This window comes from Capnocytophaga periodontitidis (assembly GCF_016126015.1).
Lineage (GTDB): Bacteria > Bacteroidota > Bacteroidia > Flavobacteriales > Flavobacteriaceae > Capnocytophaga > Capnocytophaga periodontitidis.
The window spans coordinates 91,484-114,548 of record NZ_JAEFDB010000005.1; the positions used below are offsets into that span (position 1 = coordinate 91,484).

Annotated in this window: 12 protein-coding genes; 9 read left to right on the forward strand and 3 right to left on the reverse strand. The window is 42.2% G+C overall.

Annotation, left to right across the window (positions count from 1 at the left end; translation table 11 throughout):
• Positions 1 to 21 precede the first annotated feature (21 nt).
• The 9 genes from I7X29_RS09090 to I7X29_RS09130 all read left to right on the forward strand — a co-directional run bounded on the left by I7X29_RS09090 (position 22) and on the right by I7X29_RS09130 (position 19,328).
• Positions 22 to 2,799, forward strand: coding sequence for a DUF6493 family protein (locus I7X29_RS09090; RefSeq protein WP_198474168.1), 2,778 nt, complete (start codon positions 22 to 24; stop codon positions 2,797 to 2,799).
• 34 nt (positions 2,800 to 2,833) lie between these two features.
• Complete coding sequence (locus I7X29_RS09095) at positions 2,834 to 5,419, forward strand: DUF6493 family protein (RefSeq protein ID WP_198474170.1); 2,586 nt, start codon at positions 2,834 to 2,836, stop codon at positions 5,417 to 5,419.
• A gap of 63 nt (positions 5,420 to 5,482) precedes the next feature.
• The gene (locus I7X29_RS09100; protein ID WP_198474172.1) at positions 5,483 to 8,077 is read left to right on the forward strand and encodes a DNA gyrase/topoisomerase IV subunit A; all 2,595 of its coding nucleotides are present in this window, start codon (positions 5,483 to 5,485) and stop codon (positions 8,075 to 8,077) included.
• A gap of 193 nt (positions 8,078 to 8,270) precedes the next feature.
• A complete protein-coding gene (locus tag I7X29_RS09105) occupies positions 8,271 to 9,902 on the forward strand; it encodes a DUF6377 domain-containing protein (protein WP_198474174.1) in 1,632 nt (543 codons plus the stop codon).
• 296 nt (positions 9,903 to 10,198) lie between these two features.
• Positions 10,199 to 13,171 (forward strand): SusC/RagA family TonB-linked outer membrane protein, encoded by a 2,973-nt coding sequence (locus tag I7X29_RS09110; protein ID WP_198474176.1) that lies wholly within the window; start codon positions 10,199 to 10,201, stop codon positions 13,169 to 13,171.
• 13 nt (positions 13,172 to 13,184) lie between these two features.
• A complete protein-coding gene (locus I7X29_RS09115) occupies positions 13,185 to 14,684 on the forward strand; it encodes a RagB/SusD family nutrient uptake outer membrane protein (protein WP_198474178.1) in 1,500 nt (499 codons plus the stop codon).
• Positions 14,684 to 16,189 carry a glycoside hydrolase family 30 protein gene (locus I7X29_RS09120; protein WP_198474180.1) on the forward strand — a complete coding sequence of 502 codons (1,506 nt, stop codon included), beginning with the start codon at positions 14,684 to 14,686 and terminating at the stop codon, positions 16,187 to 16,189. The genes I7X29_RS09115 and I7X29_RS09120 overlap by 1 nt, the downstream gene beginning before the upstream one ends.
• Before the next feature lie 111 nt (positions 16,190 to 16,300).
• A complete protein-coding gene (locus I7X29_RS09125; protein ID WP_198474182.1) occupies positions 16,301 to 17,029 on the forward strand; it encodes a GDSL-type esterase/lipase family protein in 729 nt (242 codons plus the stop codon).
• Positions 17,030 to 17,132: 103 nt separating this feature from the next.
• The gene (locus tag I7X29_RS09130) at positions 17,133 to 19,328 is read left to right on the forward strand and encodes a glycoside hydrolase family 3 C-terminal domain-containing protein (RefSeq protein WP_198474184.1); all 2,196 of its coding nucleotides are present in this window, start codon (positions 17,133 to 17,135) and stop codon (positions 19,326 to 19,328) included.
• Between the two features lie 122 nt (positions 19,329 to 19,450).
• Here the strand turns inward: I7X29_RS09130 and rpoN are convergent, their stop codons facing one another.
• Genes rpoN through I7X29_RS09145 form a run of 3 tightly spaced genes read right to left on the reverse strand, consistent with a single transcriptional unit; the run spans position 19,451 to position 23,055 of the window.
• Positions 19,451 to 20,917 carry an RNA polymerase factor sigma-54 gene (rpoN, locus tag I7X29_RS09135; RefSeq protein ID WP_088593795.1) on the reverse strand — a complete coding sequence of 489 codons (1,467 nt, stop codon included), beginning with the start codon at positions 20,915 to 20,917 and terminating at the stop codon, positions 19,451 to 19,453.
• Between the two features lie 35 nt (positions 20,918 to 20,952).
• Positions 20,953 to 21,885 (reverse strand): sugar transferase, encoded by a 933-nt coding sequence (locus I7X29_RS09140; protein WP_198474186.1) that lies wholly within the window; start codon positions 21,883 to 21,885, stop codon positions 20,953 to 20,955.
• Positions 21,886 to 21,915: 30 nt separating this feature from the next.
• The gene (locus I7X29_RS09145; RefSeq protein WP_198474188.1) at positions 21,916 to 23,055 is read right to left on the reverse strand and encodes a glycosyltransferase family 4 protein; all 1,140 of its coding nucleotides are present in this window, start codon (positions 23,053 to 23,055) and stop codon (positions 21,916 to 21,918) included.
• Positions 23,056 to 23,065: the final 10 nt, after the last annotated feature.

Sequence of the window (23,065 nt, forward strand, 5' to 3'; positions counted from 1 at the left end):
TAATAAAAATCAAAAATAAAAATGAATCAACCCCTCATCACCGCCATTGCTGAAGGCGATTTTTCGGCTATCCTAAGCATTACAAGCCAGCTTACTGATAATGAGCGTTACAACACCATCGCTACTATTAAGGTATTAGACCCCTATTCGGAAAAAGACTTCCCGCGAAAGAATATTGATAAAAAGAATACTTACCGCCATAACTATAAAGTTTTTCAAGCTCATAACTACACCCTTATTACTATGGTGCGCGAAGAAAGCGATATCGCCAAAGTGATGATTGATAAAGAGAATTATTTTGGTGAACCTTATCAAGTAACTCCTTATGCCATCTTAGGTTCTTTTTATCTTGAACCTGTAATAAACTACTTTACACAATTTCCGCCAGATAACTATATCAAAAAAGTACTCAAAGACAGATATACTAAGGAATATAACGGACTCTCCTTTGGGTTCCAATGGTATTTCTACAAAAAAGGCTGGATTCCCTTTGAAGAAGAGCGTTTTGTAAAGGATTTATTAGAAATTAATATGGGTAGCCGCTCAGTAACTGCCGATGCCCAATTCCTCTTCCAATACCCCGAAGCCATTGAAAAAGTACTGTTACAGCTCTACCGTATTGAGACCAAAGTACTCGACCTTTCCAAGTGGAAAAGTGATAACCCCTCAAGCAAAATCAGTACCTCTGGTGTTGCCAAAGTAACTACCTATTGGGATGAGGTATTTGAATTATTGGTACATTATGGCTACCAAATCCCTCGTAGCTTTGTAGGACAGCTTTTAGAATCATTGCTCAACCAATGGAAGAAACCCCACCTCGATTGGCATTGTCGTTTGCTCAAATGGCTTGCCCCTACCCAAGAGGAACTTTTGGCTCATCAACAAACGCTCTTTGCTGTTTTAGGCACTGGGGTAGGCAGTGTAGTGAAAACCGTTATGGAATACATCGTCTCTATTGCCAATGCGCCACAGTTTGATTTTGAGGGCTTCCGCGTGCAATTCCCGCTTGCCTTTACCGTAGAGAAACAACCTAAAGCGCTCCTTCAAGGAGTAGAGATTTTGGCAAAGGAGTTCAAAAAGCACCCTCCTACCGATGTCAGCTACCGCGAACAATTAGCAGTCCTCTTCACCCAACCCGATGTAAAACTACAAGAAGCTGTAGCTGAACTACTCACCACCTATTTCAACCAAGAAGGTCTCCCCGAAGTCATCGCACCTTACCGCGATTACCTAAAAGGCAAAGCCCAAAACCTCCTTGCAACCCTAAGTCCTTCAGAATCGTCCGCCCCGTCCGACTTGTCCGACAGCTCAGCCTCGTCCGAGAACTCCCAAACTGCCTATGTGGCTCACTCTGCCTATGCGGCTCGCACCCTGACACCTATTCCCTGTCCCCTGACACCTGAAAATCTCCTCTTCCTCCTTGGTGATTGTATCCGCGAGAAATCAGCCGCTACTATTGATGTTTTCTTTGATGCTCTCGTGCGCTTGCAAGACCAAATCCCCGCGGATTATGCTGAGCAGATAAAACCTTACCTCAAGCAGCTTCTCGCTCGAGAGTGGTTTGTAGGAACGATGCCACTATTGTACCACTTTTTAGACTCTTGGAGTAACCAAAGTGCTACACCCCTTGTCTATAATACCGATAAGGAATGGAAAGAAATTCAAAAACTCTACAAAGAACATAAATATACACAAGCCGACAAACTTGGTAGAATAAGAGCAATACACGAAGGTGCTAATCAAGCAAAAGAAGCCTTCCCTTATCTGTTTAATAAAATAGCACGCACACTCCAAAAGCTCAAAGAGAAAGACACCTTGCCTTTCCTTTCTACCCCTACACACGAACCTTTCTATATAGAGGCGGAAGTGTTGGTCGATAAGCTCTTACAATACGAAGCCCAAGGCAAAGCCCCCGACCTCGACGACCTGATTGTCGCCTGCAATCGCCTGCTCTTTTGGGAGGTTTCGGCAGCAGCCAAAGAAAAAGCTCAACAGCTCAAAGGCGACTATGCTCCTGCTATTCAGTATTACTTAGGTCTTACTGATAAGATACAATTAAACGAAGCACTTCTACCACTATGGACGCAAATCACTCGCCTAAAACACCCCAATGAGGAGTTCAAAGTATTTGAAAATACTCAGGCAAAGAATATCCTTAGCGTGGTGAAGCCTTTCTATATCCGTTATGGTTGGGAGAAAAGAACTTATGCCAATGGCGAAGTAGGCGAAGAGTTCACCTATCACTGCAATCATTATTACAAATACAAGAATAAGAAAAGCCGTCCTGCCCTTTACAACTATTACAATGCCAATGAAGGAGAATGCACTTCGGCTCAAGAGGCAGAGTATAAACTAAGCCTCAACCCACATTATCCCGATGCGATATTATGTGCTTACATAGCGCTCTGGGCAACGATGAATGAGGCAGACCAAGTGCGCGATATGTCTTTGCCTTTGGAAGCTGTTTTGCGCTACGACCTGCGTGTACGCCACAGCGGTTGGCTGTATATAGGCGCGTGTTTGCTCTTTGAAAAACGCCCCTCACGTGATTTGGCGTATGAATATATTTGTCAGGCGATTGCTCGTGGGGAAGACCTAACTCACTTGAAAACTTACCTTGCCAATGTACTCGCTTGGGATTATCTGCCTATACCGCGCTTTATAGAATTCCTCGACCGCCCTAATCCACCAGCCGTAAAAGCCTTTGGCAAAGAAGTAGTACAGCTCTATTTAGAAGAAGTCAAGAAGCAGGACAAACTCCCACGCAACCACAAAAAGTTAGCAGCTTTTATTGATTAGTTACTATTCATTTTTCACTTTTAATTTTTCACTTATGAAAGAAAACTTGCTTTCCGCCATTAAGGCACACGATTTTACCGCCATACGCAATATTTGCTTTGCGCTGTCTGAAGAAGAGCGCGATAGCCTTATACACACCTTGCAAACAGCCCGTTGGGAACAACTATATCACAACACGAACAAGCGAGCACCTTACTTAGAATATTTGGATAAAGCTTGTTTCTCCTACATATTTTTGTGTGTTTCTCGCAGTAGCCAAGAACTCAAAAAAGCCGTAAAGGGGACCTACAAATCTGATAAGGATATAGTAGCTAACTTTTTGCAGTTCTTTTTTACTCCTTTATTGGATTTGCTTACAACCAAAGAAGGGCAATACCTTACTGCCTCACTACAATCCTTAAGAAAAAATCAGTTTTTGCAAGACACTACTTTTCAGAACCTTTGGACTTTGTACCAAAAAGGATTTATTGCCTTTGATGAAGACCTATTTATAGAAAAATTCTTCTTTTGGAACTATAGGCATATCACCGATGAACCTTTTGTAAATTTCTTATTAGAAAACAAGGAAATCAGTAAGAAGATTTTTGCTATAGTCCCCCAACATATCACCCAAGAGGTACCCTATCCTTCTGATGCTTGGAAAGAGTTATACCATATCTTACAAGCTAAAGGATATTTCTCGGATCGTAGTATAGTTGGTAGTCATATAGAAGCACTCCTAAATCCTTACAAAAAGAATGTGCTTGACTTCTATTGCCGTATTATTGAAACATTTGACCCCACCCCTCAAGAGCTTTTATCTCATCAAAACACCCTTTTTTCCCTGCTCAGTAGCGACAAGACATCAGTGGTGAACTTTGTGATGAAGCTCATCAAAGAGATAGCCGGTGAAAAGGACTTTGACTTCCAAGCTTTCGCCGATAACTTTGCCCTATGCTTTACTACCCAAAAGATAGCCAAATCACAGCTCATAGGTTTGGATATTTTAGCAAAGCATTACAAAAAACAACCTCCTACCAATCCCGACTACCGTGAGCAATTAGCGGTACTTTTCACCGTCCCCGATGCAAAGCTCCAAGAGAAAGTCGCCAACCTCCTCACCACCTATTTTAACCACGAAGGTCTCCCCGAAGTCATCGCCCCTTACCGCGATTACCTAAAAGGCAAAGCCCAAGACCTTCTTGCAACCCTAAGTCCATCAGAAAATTCTGAGAACTCCGAGAACTCCGAGAACTCCCACACCTCCCAAACTGCCTGTGCGGCTCGCACCTCCCACAGCTTCCAAATAGCCCCTTCACCTCGCACTTGGGACGATCTGCTCTTCCTCATTGGCGACTGCATTCGTGAGCGCTCGCCCCTTGTTTTAGATCTTTTCTTTGAGGGTTTGAACCAGTTACAAGCGCAAATCCCCAAAAATTTCTCTCAGCAGATAAGTCCCTACCAAAAGCAGTTGGGCGACCAGCCTTTTGAATTTACTACCTACCGAAAGTGTATGCGCTGGGTGATTGATGTTTGGGAGGGAAAAGCCTCACTCTCCGATGATATTTTCGGTGGGAAACTCTATAATCCTACACCGTTCCTCCGAGAGAAAACCAAGCGACTGCTCCTAAAGATCAAGCAAGGTAACTCACTGCCCTTTGTAAGCACCCCTACTCACGCTCCGTTTTATATAGACCCGCTTACCTTTTTAGAACGTATTACACAATATGAAAAAGCTGGAAAATCCCCGATGTTAGAAGAGGTTGTCGTGGGGCTCAATCGCTTGCTACCTATAGAAATTACCAAAGAGCAAAAGCAATTAGCTCTTTCACTCACAGGTGAGTATGCTCCTGCCTTGCAATATTATTTTGAGGTAAACAAACAAATAACTGTAACCGATGCTACACGGGTACTCTGGGGGCAGGTGTTACGCCTAAAAGACATCGATGGAGTATTCCCTGAATTGGAAATCCCACAAAAACCCAATCTACAAGGCTTGGTACGTCCGTTTTATCTGAAATACGAAGTAAAACCTACCAAAATCAAAGGAGTAGAGCGAAATAAAATCATTTTGGAAGATAATTGGGATAAAACCTACGCCACTTATGTGTATTACAACGAGTTTGGAGCTAATTATTACAACGTATCACCAATGAGCAAGGGGAAAGATGAGGATATCGACTATCAACTCAGTCTAAACCCCCGCTATATAGATGGTTGGCTGTGCAAATACCTGCTCACTTATGCCCAAGGTGTGGAAGGGGAATCCCTCACAGAAGCCACTCGCGTGATGAGTCTGCTCCTTGAGCACAACTTGTCTATTTATCACGGTGGTTGGCTAATGGTCGCTACTTGTCTTTTAGCCGAAAGAAAACCTCTGCGCGACTTAGCTACCGAATATATTCTTTTAGCACTCCAAAGAGGAGAAACGCTCACCTATCTCGCCGAAGCCATCGGGACGTTCTTAGCCCATAAGTACGCCCCCATTGCTCGCTTTATAGAGTTTTTGGATATCCCTACTCGCGACCCCAAAGTAAAGGCTTTCCAAAAAGCAGTAGTAGAAGCCTATTTGCCTTTGGCAGAAAAACAAGAAAAGAAACCTACTAATCACAAGAAGTTGGCTAATTTTCTAATTAGCTAATATGCCAATTGTCTAATTGACAAATTATTTTTACCTTTGCCCTTTCAAAAAGAATCTGTACCGATGGAAGACAATACGCCTCAAAATAATACAAATCAAGGAGATAGCATCATTAAAGTCACAGGTATGTACCAAGATTGGTTCTTGGATTATGCTTCGTACGTAATCCTCGAACGCGCTGTACCAGCAATCGAAGATGGCTTTAAGCCCGTACAACGCCGTATTATGCACTCGCTTAAAGAATTAGATGATGGTCGCTACAACAAGGTGGCTAATGTCGTAGGGAATACAATGCAGTATCACCCTCACGGCGATGCGAGTATAGGCGATGCTATTGTGCAAATCGGTCAGAAGGACTTGCTCATCGATACGCAAGGTAACTGGGGGAATATCCTCACAGGTGATGATGCCGCAGCCCCTCGTTATATCGAGGCACGCCTTTCTAAGTTTGCCCTCGATGTGGTGTTTAGCCCCAAGGTAACCGAATGGCAATCAAGCTATGACGGTCGTAAAAAGGAGCCTATCAGTTTGCCGGTGAAGTTCCCGCTCCTCTTGGCACAAGGTACCGAGGGGATAGCCGTGGGGCTTTCTACCAAAATATTACCTCACAACTTCATCGAGCTCATCGAGGCATCAGTAGCTTACCTCAAAAATAAACCTTTTGAGTTATACCCCGATTTCCCTACTGCGGGTATTATGGACGTAAGTGGCTATAACGATGGGGCAAGAGGCGGACGTGTGCGGGTGCGTGCCAAGATTTCGCAACTAGACAAGAGTACGCTTTGCATCACCGAAATTCCGTTTACCACCACCACTACCTCGCTCATCGACTCTATACTGAAAGCCAACGAAAAAGGCAAGATAAAAATCAAAAAGGTAGACGATAACACAGCTGCCAATGTAGAGATATTAGTGCACTTGCCCAACGGCACGTCGCCCGATAAGACTATCGATGCGCTCTACGCCTTCACTGCCTGCGAAACAGCTATTTCGCCCATTACCTGTGTGATTGAGGACAACAAACCGCATTTTCTCACCGTTTCAGAAGTGTTGCGTCGCAGTACCGACCGCACTGTGAGTCTACTCAAACAAGAGCTCGAAATTGAACTTTCTGAACTCGAAATGCAATGGCACAGCGCCTCGCTCGAAAAGATTTTCATCAGAGAAGAGATGTATATCGACTTCAAGAAATACACCGATAGAGAAAGTTTGTACGAGTACTTGTACCAGCGTTTTGAGCCTTTCAAAAAAGATTTACTCCGTGAGATTACCGATGACGATTTGGCTAAACTCACCCAAATACCAATGATTCGCATCACCCGCTTCGACTCTTATAAGGCTGATGAAAATATCCTCAAAATTGAAGCTGATATCGAGGAAGTGAAAAACCATCTCGCAAACCTTATCGACTATGCGATTGCCCATTTCGAACGACTCAAAAAGACTTATGGTAAGGGGCGCGAACGGAAAACCGAAATGCGCGTATTCGATACCATCGAGGCGACCAAAGTAGTGGTGCGCAATACCAAACTCTATGTGAACAGAGCTGAAGGTTTTGTAGGTACAGGCTTGCGCAAAGACGAGTATGTAGGCGATTGCAGTGATATCGACGATGTGATTGTATTTACCGAAAGCGGTGCGATGTATGTTACCAAAGTAGCTGAGAAACAATATATAGAGAAAAACATCATACACGTAGCGGTCTTTAAGAAAGACGATAAGCGCACCGTGTACAATATGATTTATAAGGACGGACAAACGGGCTTCTCCTATATCAAGCGCTTCAACGTTACGGGTATTACCCGCGATAAGAAGTATGAGCTCATTCCACAACACAAAGAGTCGCGTGTGCTCTATTTTACAGCCAACCCTAATGGTGAAGCCGAAGTGGTAACCGTGAACTTACGTCAGTTAGGCACTTTGCGCAAACTGCGATGGGATATCGATTTTGCCGATACCCTCATCAAAGGGCGTGGCGTGAAAGGAAACCTCGTGAGCAAATACGCTATCAAGCGCATCGAGCTAAAAGAAAAAGGCGTATCAACCCTCAAACCGCGCAAGATATGGTTCGACGATATTGTAAAACGCCTCAACACCGAAGAACGCGGTACGCTACTTGGGGCTTTCAAAGGTGATGACCGTATACTTCTCATCACCAAAGAGGGGGTTGTGAAAACCATTATCCCCGAATTGAGTCTGCATTTCGAGAACAATATCGCCGTAATGGAGAAATGGCTGCCCGAGAAACCTATTTCGGTGATTTACTACGACGGCGAGAAAGAACGCGTATTTGTAAAACGCTTTGTGGTAGAGAATGAAAACCGCGAAGAGTTAGTTATTACCGAACATCCTAAATCGCAATTGCTCTTCGTCTCTGCCGATTGGCGACCTATGGCTGAAGTGGTCTTCACCAAAGAAAAAGGTAAGGAGAAAGAGAACCTCACTGTGAATTTAGAAGAGTTCATCAGTGTAAAAGGCATCAAAGCCTTGGGCAACCAGCTCACCACCGACAAGGTGAAAACTGTAAACACTCTTGAATCTCTCCTCTACGAAGAACCCCAAGAAGAGGAACCCGTAGAAGACCTCGGCGATGAAGAAATCGTACCTCCTCCCTCTGAAAATGAGAGTGACGGCACCCAAACAGAATTAGAATTTTAATGCATCATACACTTTGCCAAAGTTTTTAATTGCTTGTTGTGCTACGACCTTTAGCAAAGTTGTTAATAATTTGATTAGACAACTTGGAGCAAGTGTAAGCACTTATTATGAACTAAAATAAAAGCGAGCAAAAAGCGGGCAAAATGTCCGAATAATGTCCGAATAATGTCCGACGTTTTAAAAAACAAACCTTATGAAAAACTATATCACACTCTTTATCATATTGTTGTTGGGAAGGAATACAGCCGTGGCACAAGAGAGCAAAGAGGCTGTGCTCCACCGGCTCAACCAAACCATTGAGCAGAGTGCTACTTATATACAAGCCAAAGAACAGCGTATTACTTCCTTGCAAAAAGCGCTTAAAAAAGCCTCTCAACCAACAGAAAAATACGACCTGCAAAAACAATTGTATACCGAATACCGAAAATTTAAGGTCGATTCGGCTATAGCCTATTTGCTGAAAAACGAGCAGATAGCAAATGATATAAACAACACCGAAAAACTGGATGAAACCCATATTTTGCTCTCTAAAGTCTACTCGGTAAAAGGAATGTACGTAGAAGCGTTGCAACTGCTAAATGCTATCGATAAACACCGATTACCCAAGGAATCACTGTGTGAATATTACGATTCGTTTTATGCCCTGTGCAGTCATTACGGGCAAAGCATCAATAATAGCACTTATCTAAGTGCCTCCAATCAATACCGTGATTCTCTGCTCTTGTGTACTGATAAACAGTCGCTTACCTTTAAGGTGAACAGCGCTATCGATGAGTTCTTTACAGGAGACAAAAACCGTGCTATGCAACAGTTTCAGCAACTATTGCCTCAAACTACCGAAGAGGAACCTGAACGTGCTATAATAGCTTATTATTTAGGTCTTGTAGAACGAGAAAAAGGAAATGACGACCTTCAAGAATACTATTTTGCCCTTTCTGCTATCGCCGACATCAAAAACGCAATCAAAGATAACGCTTCCTTACAGAGCTTAGCGCTTACTTACTACAAACGAGGGAATATAAGCAAAGCCTATCAGTTTATCAAAATGGCTATCGATGATGCTGCCTTCTGTAATGTGCGACACCGCGCCGAAGAAGGAGCCTCTTTCTATTCCATCATCAACACCGCCTATCAAGAGAAAGAAGCTAAACAAAAGAAAGAATTACAATTGTATTTGGTACTCATCAGCGTATTATCAGTAGCCTTGATTATCGCTTTGGTATATGTGTACAAACAAGTTAAGCGATTGATAAAGATACGTAAAGAACTCTCTTACAGTAATCAGCAACTCGAAAAACTCAACACCGACCTACAACTGATGAACCAAAACCTCGAAGAGGCAAACCTCAACCTCGAGGAGGCAAATCTCATCAAAGAAGAGTATATTGCTCATTTCTTCAACCTCTGTTCAGCTTATATCGATAAGATTGAAAACTACCGAAAACTACTCTACAAAAAGGCGGCTAAACATCAGTTTGACGACCTTACCAAGGTGCTAAAATCTACCACTGTGGTAGAACAAGAATTAGAGGAACTTTATAAGAATTTCGACACTATCTTCCTCAACATATATCCACATTTTGTAACCCACTTCAATGCTCTTTTAGAAGAAGGAGAGCAAATCTTCCCTAAAAAAGGTGAACTACTGAATACCGAATTGCGCATCTTTGCCCTCATTCGCTTAGGCATCACCGATAGCAGTAAGATAGCCGAATTCTTGCGCTATTCTCTTCGTACGGTGTACAACTATCGCACTAAAGTACGGAATAAAGCGAAAGGTGAACGCGATACTTTTGAAGAAAAAGTTAAACAAATACGCGACTGATCAAAAAAATGTATAAAAACCGTTTTTTCTATGTAAAAACATACTTTTTTGATTATCTCCTTTCTGAGATTTAGGGGCTATTTTGCGACTAATAACTGAAAATTCAGTACTTTTTTAAGGCTTTTTCAGAACTTATTTTGTTAATATTCAGTTAAATAACTTTTTTAAAAAGTACTTTTCTAATACCTGATGAAATATTGATGTTTTTTTGCTATACTTTTGGGGCGTTGGAAAGATAAAAATAACTTTCCGAAAAGCAACAAAGAAAAAACTAACAAATGTAACGTTTTTATTTTATGAAAGTACTCAAAAAACATTTAATGCTAATGATGGTACTGTTAGTAGGCTATGTAGGTTTTGCCCAAGCACAAAATATTAGTCAGCTAATAGGTACTGTAACCGATGACAAAGGAATGCCTCTTCCTGGTGTTTCCGTAGTAATAAAAGGTACTACCAAGGGGGTCGCTACCGATTTTGATGGTAACTTTTCACTTAACAATGTGCCAAAAGGTGCTGTATTAGAGTTTTCATCAGTGGGGTATAAAACCCTTGATGTAAAAGCCTCTGGCACTTCTTTAAAAATAAAGCTCTCCGAAGCTACTCAAGACCTCGATGAGGTGGTAGTAGTGGGCTATGGTACTCAAAAGAAAGGTGATGTAACTACGGCAATCACTTCAGTAAAAACTAAAGACCTCGACCAACGTCCTGTAACTTCAGCGGCACAAGCCATTCAAGGGCGTGCAGCGGGTATTCAAGTAGTGCAACCTAATGGTGCTCCAGGTGCTGGTTTGGCAGTACGCATCCGTGGAAATACCTCTATCAGCGCGTCCAACGACCCTCTATATGTAGTAGATGGTATCCCTGTGCAAGACATCAACGGGATTGCCCCTACCGATATTGAGAGTATGCAAGTGCTCAAAGACGCTTCTTCAGCAGCTATCTACGGTTCACGCGCCGCCAACGGGGTAGTGCTTATCACTACCAAACAAGGTAAACGCAATGAACCTAAAATATCAGTTAATACGTATGTAGGAATCTCTCAGGTAGCCAAACGCATCGAGTCCTTAAATACGGCTCAATACAAGGAACTAATGGACGAAACAGGTGCTGTTACTCTTCCTTCAGGGCTTACTGATAAAACTGATTGGTTTGATGAAACCTTCCGCAAGAGCCTGATACGCAACACGCAACTTTCTATCTCAAATGCAACCGAAAATACAAAGTATTACCTCTCAGCAGGAACTTCTAAAGATGAAGGGGTTATCCGATCTTCTTATTTTGAACGTTATAATTTGCGTCTCAACTTAGAAACTAAAATGCGTAAATGGCTCACTTTTGAAACCAATCTATCTTATGCTGATTACTCGTCTAATGGTATTATTACTGGTACAGGCTCTAACCGTGCTGGGGTAGTGCTTTCGGTAATCAATACGCCTAAATACGCCCCCATCTGGAGTGATAAATCTGGCGAAGAAGGTTGGTATTACTACAATTTCTATGGAGCTAACCTCACTCACCCTGTAGAGAACATCTCTCGTAATGCCGACAATACCTCTAAGAGCAATCGCTTGGTAGGAAGTGTATCGGCTATCGTAACTTTCCTCCCTAGCTTGAAGTTCAAATCTACAGTAGGTATCGACCGTTTAGGACGCACTCAAACCCATTGGACAGACCCTAAACTCACCGAATATGGACGTAAGCTCTTCGGTTCTGCCGACGATATTCGTACTAATAACACCGTGATGACCTACGACAACTTGCTTACTTTCGACAAGAGCTTCGGAAAACACAATCTTTCTGCTTTGGCGGGTACTTCAGGAACGGTATCTAAATGGAACGAAAGCTATTTATATGCTTCACACTTCCTTACTTCAGATATTAAAACCCTCAACGCAGCCAATAAAATAGAACAAGGTAGTGGTTCGAATGCTGCCGAATGGGCGATTATGTCCTACTTAGGTCGTATTTCTTATAACTACGATAGCAAATACCTTCTCACGGCTAATTTCCGCGCTGATGGTTCTTCAAAATTGGCACCAGGAAAACGCTGGGGGTACTTCCCTTCAGTATCTGTAGGGTGGAGACTTTCACAAGAAAACTTCTTGAAGAATGTAGATTGGCTTAGCGAACTCAAATTGCGCGGTGGCTGGGGACAAACAGGTAACCAAGCGGGTATATCCGATTACGGCTACTTGCAACGCTTTTCTATCACCCGTCAAAACTGGTGGGAGGCAGGCAAAGGTAATGCAATGGTAACTTTGCGTCCTAATTCATTTTCTAATCCTAACCTCACTTGGGAAACTACCACTCAAAGCAATATAGGGCTCGACCTTTCATTGTTTAAAAATCGTATTTCGTTAGCAGTCGATGCTTACCTCAAAAAAACTACCGATTTGCTAATGGATGTACCTCTTCCTTCTACTTCACCCATACCTTCTATTTATCGCAACGAAGGTGAAATGACTAACAAAGGAATTGAATTTGCGCTCGATACACGCAATCTCACAGGTGATTTTACTTGGAATACCAATTTCAATATCTCGTTCAACCGCAATGAACTTACCAAACTCACCCTTCAAAAAGTGTATTACTACGCCACTACCTCCGATGCTACTACTGAACAAGTGGTGCGCATTACCGAAGGACAACCTTTAGGCAAGTTCTGGGGATTGATAAGTGAAGGTGTAGACCCTCAAACAGGCGATATCAAGTACAAAGACCTCAATGGTGATGGTAAAATCTCAGTGTCCGATAAAACTTATATAGGCGACCCTAACCCCGATTTTACTTTTGGGCTTACTAACGACTTCGCTTATAAAAACTTTACTCTCAGTGTCTTCTTCCAAGGCTCTTATGGCAATGATATCTACAACGCCTCTCGTATAGAAACTGAGGGGATGTACAAAGACCAAAACCAATCAACTGCCGTGCTCAATCGCTGGAGAAAACCTGGTGATATTACCGATATACCTCGTGCAAAACAAGGTACCGATAATATCAAAGCATCGTCTCGTTGGGTAGAAGATGGTTCGTACTTGCGCCTTAAAACACTTACTTTAGCCTACAACCTCTCCAATGAGGAATTGTTGAGATATGGTATCCGCAAGATACAACCTTACTTCACCGCTCAAAACCTTTGGACTCTTACAAACTACAAAGGCTTTGACCCCGAAGTAAACCAAGGGCTTTCAGGTCCTACGATGGGTATCGATTGGGGTACCTATCCTCAAACCAAAACCTTTATCTTTGGCTTAAACATTGATTTTTAATACCTATACAAAAATGAAAAGATACATATACCTTGCATTTTCGTTAGCAACGCTAACAGCTTGCAGTTTAGATAAAGACCCTATTTCGGAGTTCAACGAAAAAAATACAACTACCGAGGGCAAAAGTTCCTCTGCTATAGAGAACAAAGCACAAATGAAAACACGCTATGAAGCTCTCTATGCCTTTGTGCGTGGATCAGCACAAGAGTTCTGGACATTGGATTTTCTACAACACGCCGAAACCCGTGCTGATAATTCATATGCAGGCATTAAAACTTCTGTAAATATAGCTTCTATTGAACAAAATAGCCAAGATGCTGCTAATGCCTATATCAAACGTGATTGGCAAAAATATCTTGAAGCTATCAACTTAGCCAATGTAGTAATTGCCAATGTAGATAAAGTGCCCGATGCTTCCCTTACAACCACTGAACGCAAACAGTGGAAAGCTGAGGCTAAAATATTTAAAGCGTGGATGCTTTTTGATATGACACGACTTTGGGGTGCTATACCTATTCCTGCGATGGAAATCCCTGAAATATCATCTGAAAATGTAGAACAAACCTATAAATTGCTCTTTCCTGAACGCACATCTGTTGCCGAGGTGTACAACATCATTCGTACCAACCTTGAGGAGGCTCTCGTCGATGCTCCTGCAGTGAAGGCTAACGATAAGTTCTTCTTCAGTCGCGCGGTTGCTAATGCGCTTTTAGCACACGTATATGCCGAAAAACCTATACGCGATTACAACAAAACCATTCAGTATTGCGCAGCCGTAGAAGCCGATGGTTTTTCCCTCTTGCCTAATTACGCCGATTTATTTCAAATCAACGATGCTAAAACCGATGTAAAAGTGCGTAATTCTGCTGAGTCTATTTTTGAGATTACCTACTCTCAAGGCGGACAAACGTGGTTACCAGGGCTCTTCGGCTTAAACTACACCAACCCCAATAGCACTTACAATTGGGCGAAATGGGTAACCCCTTCACGCGATCTCATCGCTGCTTTTGATGCTGAGGGCGATACTGTGCGCAAAAACCAAGCTATCGTTTACGGGCAACCCTCTTGGAATATTTATTACCCCTCTAACCACTATCCTTTTATGTACAAAATACGTTCAGGAGGCAGTAGTATCATCAAGTTGCGTTTAGCCGATATCCTCTTGCTCAAAGCTGAAGCTTATGCCGCTTTAGGTCAAACTGCTCAGGCGGCTGCCTTAGTAAATCAAGTACGTGCAAGGGTAGGACTTGCTGCTATTTCCTCTTCTCTTTCACAAGAACAAATGAAAGCAGCCGTACTCAAAGAACGTCGCCTTGAATTGGCTTTTGAAGGCTTCCGTTGGTTCGATTTGGTGCGTAACGATAAAGCCATTGAAACAATGAATACACTTAATGCACGTGATGAAGGTCGTTTACCACGAGTATACCCGCTAACAGAGAATAGTTCCATTTACCCTGTCCCACAAACTGAATTAGAAAACAATAAAAAACTCACTCAAAACCCTGGTTACTAATGAAATTATTCCCGTCTTTTTTACTTGTAATACTCTGGAGCATCGCTTCTTGCAGCTGCCAGAAAAAATCCAACACAGGGGAGGAACCTACTCCTCCCCCTGTTGTTGAGCCATCAGTAGGTAAAGTGAGCGTATTGCTGACTACAGCCAATCGCCAAAAAGAATTCTACAAAGAGCAAACCGACCTAAAGCTCATCAAAAACCCTAACACATCTTATAGTATCACCCTAAAACCTGCTGAAAAATTCCAAACTATCTATGGTTTCGGGGCTGCTATTACAGGTTCTACCTGCTATAACTTGATGCAGATGTCCCCCGCCGATAGAAAGGCGTTCCTCACCGAAACCTTCTCCGAAACTGAAGGTTTTGGACAGAATTTTGTGCGTATATCCATCGGCTGTTCCGACTTTTCTCTAAGTGAATACACCCTTTGCGATACCAAGGGAATAGAGCATTTTGCCCTCACCAAAGAGGAAACACAATACGTGATTCCTATACTCAAAGAGATTCTCGCTATCAACCCCAAAGTGCAAATCATAGGCTCTCCTTGGACACCTCCACGCTGGATGAAGGTCAATAACCTTACCGATTTGCAACCTCATAACCAATGGACAAGCGGTCAGCTAAACCCCGCTCACTATCAGGATTATGCGCTTTATTTTGCCAAATGGTTGCAAGCGATGAAAGACAATGGCTTGAACGTCAATGCCATCACTATACAAAACGAACCTCTCAACAGAGGCAACTCGGCTTCTATGTATATGGGATGGGACGAGCAGCTTGCCTTTATCAAAAACGCCTTAGGGAAAACTCTGCGCAACAAAGGCTTTGCTGAGGTTAAAATCTACCTCTTCGATCATAACTACAACTACGATAATAAGCCTTCACAACAGCAATACCCCTTGCATATCTATAAAGATGCCGATGCCTCTCAGTACGTTGCGGGGGCTGCTTACCATAACTATGGGGGAAATCCCAACGAATTGAGCAACATTCATAACCAATATCCCAATAAAGAACTCATCTTTACAGAAAGCTCTATAGGTACTTGGAACGATGGTCGCAACCTCGAACGCCGTCTCACCGAAGATATGCAAGAGCTCGGTATCAAAACCCTCAACAATCATTGCAAGGCGGTGATGGTGTGGAATTTGATGCTCAACGAGCACGGAGCTCCTAATCGTGAAGGCGGTTGTAAAACTTGTTTTGGTGCGGTCGATATCCAAACATCCGATTATAAGACGATGCAACGCAATTCGCACTACTATGTCATAAGTCATCTTTCGGCAGTCATCAAGCAGGGAGCGACCCGTATAGGCGTTGAGAAAACCACCGACGACAACGTACAATGTACTGCATTCGAGAACCCCGACGGCTCTTTGGCTTGTGTGTTGCTGAATAAAAAGAAAGAAGCAACCTATCTGACCCTAAGCACCGGCAAGCACTATTTCTCTTATGAAGTGCCTGCTAACAGCGTGGTATCCTTTTTGATACCCAAAATATAAGTAGAAATTACAAACTTTCTCAAAGTCAAATCAAATAGAGTAGAATAGCTCCTCTTCTACGGATTGTCCCCCTTCGGGGGGACGGGGGCTTAAAAATAATTAATTATACAAATGAAAAGAATATTATTGTCACTATTCGCAATTGCTTCTGTAGCATTCGCCAAAGCGCAAACCGCAACCCCTACTACCGTAATCAAGACGGTAATCCCCTTTGAACAAACCGATGAAACTCCTTGGATTACTCGCTACCAACGAGATATTAACTACTACCAAAAGGAAAACAAACGCCTCAAAGACCTCTCTTGCGACGCGCTATTCCTCGGTAGTTCGTCTATCAATCTATGGGATACTATCTATGAAGATTTTGCACCGCTGAAACTCATCCGCCGTTCTTATGGAGGGGCAACCTTGCGCGATATGATTTATAACTATAACACCATCGCACAAGGATACAAACCTAAAAGCATTGTTCTTTACGTAGAAAACGATCTCGGAAGCCACAAAGAAGGCGTGAATGCCGTAAAATGCTTCGACCTTTTCCGTATTTTTATCGCACGATTGAAAAAGGACTACCCAACTACCCCCTTGTTTGTAGTGTCGTTAAAACCCTCACAACACAAAGCCGACCAACTGAAAGACCAGCTATTGGTAAATGCTCTTTTAGAGGAAAATGCCACAGCACAAGGCTATACTTATATTGATATCACCAAAGTAATGTACGATGAAGCGGGCAACCTCCGCACCGATATCTTTAAAGAAGACAACCTCCATATGAACGCCGAAGGCTACAAACTATGGACAGCTATTATCAAACCCTATCTTACAGCAGTTAAGAAATAACAATTAACAATTGATAATTAACAATTAACAAGCGTCCCTATACTTTGTCAAAGTCTAGGGACTTTGACAAAGTCAAATTGACAAATCGACAAATCAATACAATATGAAAAATATAAAAACTTTACTGCTTTGCTGTGCCGTAGGTACGCTCTCAGCCCAGCAAACGCCCGTTTATTTAGACGCTTCGCAACCCATTGAGAAGCGTATAGACGATGCCCTCTCGCGAATGACCTTAGAGGAAAAAGTAGCTATGTGCCACGCTCAGTCTAAGTTTAGTTCACCTGGAGTGCCCCGTTTGGGTATCCCCGAAAACTGGATGACCGATGGTCCTCACGGCATACGTCCCGAAGTACTCTGGGACGAGTGGAATCAAGCGGGGTGGACAAATGATAAATGTACCGCTTTTCCTGCCCTCACTTGCCTTGCTGCTACGTGGAATCCCGCTCTCAGCAAAGCCTACGGAAAAGCTATAGGCGAAGAAGCCCGCTATCGCAACAAAAACGTACTCTTAGGTCCTGGGGTGAACATCTATCGTACCCCTCTCAATGGGCGCAATTTTGAATATATGGGTGAAGACCCTTATTTGGCATCCAAAATGGTCGTGCCTTATGTACAAGGCGTGCAAGCCAATGGCGTGGCTGCTTGTGTGAAACACTATGCGCTTAACAATCAAGAAGTCAACCGTCATACTGTGAATGTAAAGGTAGACGACCGCGCCCTGTATGAGATTTACCTCCCTGCTTTCAAAGCTGCTGTACAAGAAGGAAAAGCGTGGAGCATAATGGGAGCTTATAACAAATACAAAGACCAATGGGCTTGCCAAAACCAATACCTATTGCAAGACATCTTGCGCAAAGAATGGGGTTTTGACGGCGCCGTAGTATCCGATTGGGGTGGAGTGAACAACACCGATGGCGCTGCCCTCCACGGATTGGATATGGAATTTGGTACGTGGACTGACGGAATGGCTGAAAACCGCTCCAATGCTTACGACCATTACTTCCTTGCTCAACCTTTTCTCGAAAAACTGAAATCAGGAGAAATAAAAGAAGAAGTAGTAAATGAAAAGGTGCGCAATATCCTCCGACTCATATTCCGCACCAATATGGCAGCCAATCGCCCCTTTGGGTCATTCGCCTCACCAGAACACTTTGCTATAGCCCGCAAGATAGGGCAAGAAGGTATCGTATTGCTCAAAAACGATAAAAGTATATTGCCTATCGATGTTAAAAAAGCGAAAACCATAGCCGTGATAGGTGAGAATGCTATCAAAATGATGACCGTAGGTGGAGGAAGTTCCTCACTGAAAGCCGTTCACGAGATACTCCCCTTAGACGGAATTAAAAACCGTGTAGGCAATACAGCCAAAGTGCTCTATGCTCGTGGCTATGCCAGCGACGATTACAAAGACCAAGACGGGCTTGCTGCCAACGACATCACCGATAAACGTCCGGCGCAAGAACTCCTTGCCGAAGCTGTAAAAACCGCTAAACAAGCTGATGTAGTTATCTTTATAGGAGGACTCAACAAACACGACGGTCAGGATTGCGAAGGTAACGACCGCAAACAATATGGCTTACCTTACGGACAAGATGCTGTGATTGAGGCTTTGGCAAAAGCCAATAAAAACTTGGCAGTAGTACTCATTTCGGGTAATGCAATGGCGATGCCTTGGGTGAAAAGCGTACCCGCTATCGTACAAGATTGGTATTTAGGCTCCGAAGCGGGTAACTCCCTCGCCGATGTACTCTTCGGTGATGTAAACCCTTCGGGCAAATTGCCTTTCACTTTCCCAGTGCGTTTGGAGGACAATGCAGCCATAGCCTTAGGTGAATACCCAGGTGATAAAGAGGTTACCTATCACGAAGGCATTTTGGTAGGCTACCGCTACACCGATACCAAAGGGATAAAACCGCTATTTCCTTTCGGTCACGGACTCTCCTATACTACTTTTAAATACGGCAAACTCACCGCCGACAAGAAAACCACCAACGGCGATATCAGCTTCTCGGTAACAGTACAGAACACCGGCAAACGTGATGGCGCTGAAGTAGTACAACTCTATTTGCACGACGAAGAAGCCTCAGTGTTACGTCCGTATAAAGAACTCAAAGGTTTTGAGAAAGTATTCTTGAAGGCAGGAGAGACCAAAACCGTAACTTTCCACATCACCAAGCAAGACCTTTCCTTCTTCGAGCCCAACCAACACGCTTGGGTAGCCGAAAAAGGAACTTTTAAAGCGTTAGTAGGCACCTCTTCTGGCGACATTAAAAGCACAGTAGATTTCACTTTAGAATAAATATTTTTTACTTTTCATATAGCAAAAACTCCAGTACAGTCTTTCACTATACTGGAGTTTTATATTTGCCCGTGCGGCTCGCACTTTTGCCCGTGCGGCTCGCACCGTAACTCGTCATTAGACTATAGTTCTTTTCTGAGGCGTGCTACAGGTATATCCATTTGTTCGCGGTATTTCGCGATAGTGCGGCGTGCAATGGGGTAACCTTTCTCTTTGAGGAGCTGTGCCAATTCATCATCGGGGAGGGGTTTACTCTTGTCTTCCTTAGCGATGATATGTTGTAATATCTGCTTGATTTCACGGGTAGAAACATCTTCTCCTTGGTCGTTCTTCATAGATTCCGAAAAGAAATCTTTAATGAGTTTTGTGCCATAAGGGGTAGTTACATATTTACTGCTCGCTACTCGCGAAACGGTAGAAATATCCATACCTACCTTGTCGGCGATATCTTTGAGAATAAGCGGTTTGATTTTTAGTTCATCACCTGTGAGGAAGTATTCGCGTTGGTGTTCCATAATAGCATCCATTGTGATGAGGAGCGTTTGTTGTCGCTGACGAATAGCATCTATAAACCACTTAGCCGAATCCAACTTCTGTTTGATAAAGAACACTGCTTCTTTTTGTGAATTGCTCTTTTCCTTACTCTTCTTATAAGTGTCGAGCATAGTGCTGTATTCCTTAGAAACGTGTAGTTCAGGAGCATTGCGTCCGTTGAGGGAGAGTTCCAACTCGTTATCTACCACCTTTACGGTAAAATCGGGGATAATTTGCTCTATATGCACATTGTTGCCCACGTAGGAACTTCCAGGTTTAGGATTCAGGCGTTCCACCTCTTGTACCGCTTCTTTTAGCTGTTCTTCAGTTACCAAAAAGCGCTGTTGCAGTTTGGTATAATGCTTTTTAGTGAATGCCTCAAAGGCTTCGGTAAGCATTTTGATTGCCAATTCTATAGCAGGGGTTTGTTTTTTGCGGCGCAGTTGTATGAGCAAGCACTCTTGCAGGTCGGCAGCGCCTACTCCTGCAGGGTCTAATTGGAAGATAATCTGTTGGCGTATTTGCTCTACGTGTTCCTCTTCAGTATAGATATTTTGGGTAAAAGCAAGGTCATCGGTAAGGTCTTGAATAGAGCGGCGTATATAGCCTGTATCGTCTATGCTACCCACGAGGAACTCAGCGATGAGGTAATCTTCATCCGAGAGGGTAAAGGTGTTTAATTGGTTGATAAGGGATTGGTGGAACGATATCTCCGCACTGAAAGGAATATCGCGATCCTCATCGTCGTCGCTGTAGTTATTAGCGTGCAAACGATAGTCGGGAATTTCGTCATCACTAAGGTATTCATCGATGTTGATATCGTCCATATCAATTACATCGTTGTCGTTATATTCATCGGCAGAGTTGTCGAACTCATCGTGAAACTCATCGAGGGCATCTTCTTCGCGCCCCGATTCTAAGGCGGGGTTTTCTTCCAACTCTTGTTTTACGCGCTGTTCAAAGGCAAGAGTGGGGAGTTGCACGAGTTTCATCAGCTGTATTTGCTGAGGTGAGAGTTTCTGTGAGAGTTTAAGTTGTAAATTCTGTTTGAGCATTTCTTATGAGATAGGGCGCAAAGATACGAAAAAAATTAGTTACTATTTAAGGTAAGTATAATTTTTGTAGTTTCAAGTACTATTTTAATATCAAGGAATAATGAATATCGCTTGATGTAGTACAAATCATATTCTAATTTTTTAATACTATCTTCAGGAGTGGCTTTTGGGATATGAATTTGAGCCCAACCTGTAACTCCTGGTTTTACCATATGGCGTAGTTTGAAAAAAGGTATTTGTTCTGCGTATTTTTCTACATATTCAGGAATTTCAGGGCGAGGGCCTATAATACTCATATCACCTCTCAATACGTTGTATAATTGAGGTAGTTCATCTATTTTAGTAAAGCGCAATATTTTTCCAATAGGGGTAATACGTGAGTCATTTGCCTGAGTAAAACCTCCATTGTTTAATACCATAGTTCTGATTTTGTATATTTTAAAAGTTTTTCCTTCTCTTCCTACACGTGTCTGCGCAAAGAAAGCACCTCCTTTTGAACTTAAAAGAGTAAGAAAAACTCCTATAATAGTTAAAGGTAATGCTATAGGAAGAGCTAAGAAAACAAGTGATAAATCAAAAAAACGTTTGATCAATCGGTGTCTAATTCTTTGTTTTATAGAAAAAATATCATCGCCAATATATTTTTTAGCTTCTAATTTTACGATAGGAATACGCTTGTTGATATTTTCGTAAAATTCTTCTGCTTCATAAACAATAATACCTTTAGTCCTCAAATCAATAATTTCTCTAATGATATCATCAGGATATTCTTTGATTTTTGAAGTTTCAATAACAATAATTGCTATTTTTAGCTTATTGACAATACTCGAAATGGTTCTTTTTTTCTTGGAAATATCATATTTGATAATTCTATAAAATTTAGAGATATTTGATTCCTCTAACAATTTTTCAAGAATACCGCCCACATTAATAAATAAACAAGTTGGTCTATGATAAAATATTTTCATAATTATATCTTTTTAAAACAATAAATTATTTCAGTGCTTTTTATGAATTTCATTGATAAGATGTCTAATTTTTTGTTTGTTTTTAAGATTGTGATATCCTCGATTCACAATAAATAAAACAATAGCTAAAACTATAGAGAAAGCTATAAACAAAATTCCCAGCATCAAAGGGGATATTCTTGTATTAAAAAATAAAATTGTTACAAAAACAGCGAGATTAATCAAAGCTAACAGCAAACTTGCTTGTGAGTGCGACAATTTCATATAATCTATCATCACGTGGTGGATATGACTGCGGTCGGCTTTAAAAGGTTGTCCGTGGCGCAACAAGCGGGTGGTGAATACGCGAGTAGTATCAAAAAAGGGAATGAAGATGATAGAGAGTAGCACCCACACTTTGTTGGAAGGGGTGATAACAGCACTTTCTAACAACTCTGTATTGAGCGAAAAGTATTTGATAGCCAATACAGCAATGAGGAACCCTACAATCATAGAGCCTGTATCGCCCATAAACACCCGTTTTTTAGCCGATAGGTTATAACGCAAAAAAGCCAATAGAAAACTGATGCTCAACAGTGATAACAGAAAGTAGAAGTACATTTCGGCATCGTAGAAAACATAGGCAAAAGCTCCAAAAATCACAATGCCTACCATTGCTGCTGAACCATTAATGCCATCGATCAGATTGTAAGAATTGACAATAGCCATCACTATAGCACAACTGATGAGTATAGAAAACCAATAAGGAATATCAGTGATACCTAAAAAATTGTTTAATGTGGTGATTTTAAGTCCTGAGCCAAAGAAAAGAATGAGAGTAGCGATGATTTGACCTATGATTTTTGTACTGGGGTTTACACCTGTGAGGTCATCCTTTAAACCTACGAAAAACAATACACCAACCCCTGATAGAATATTAATCCCCACACTATCGTTATCAAACGGACGAAGCAAGAACAAGGTAAAAATCAAGCTTACAAAAAAAGAAAGTCCTCCTAAAGTAGGAGTTTTTTCTTTGTGGGAGCTACGCGCATTGGGTTTATCCATCAAGTTTTTTTGTTTTACGACATAGATAACACTTGGCAAAGAAAAGTAAGTTACTCCTAATGAAAGGAGGCACACAAAAAAAGCTGTAAACCATAGGTTTTCCGAAAAGAAAGTAACTATCATATTGTTTATT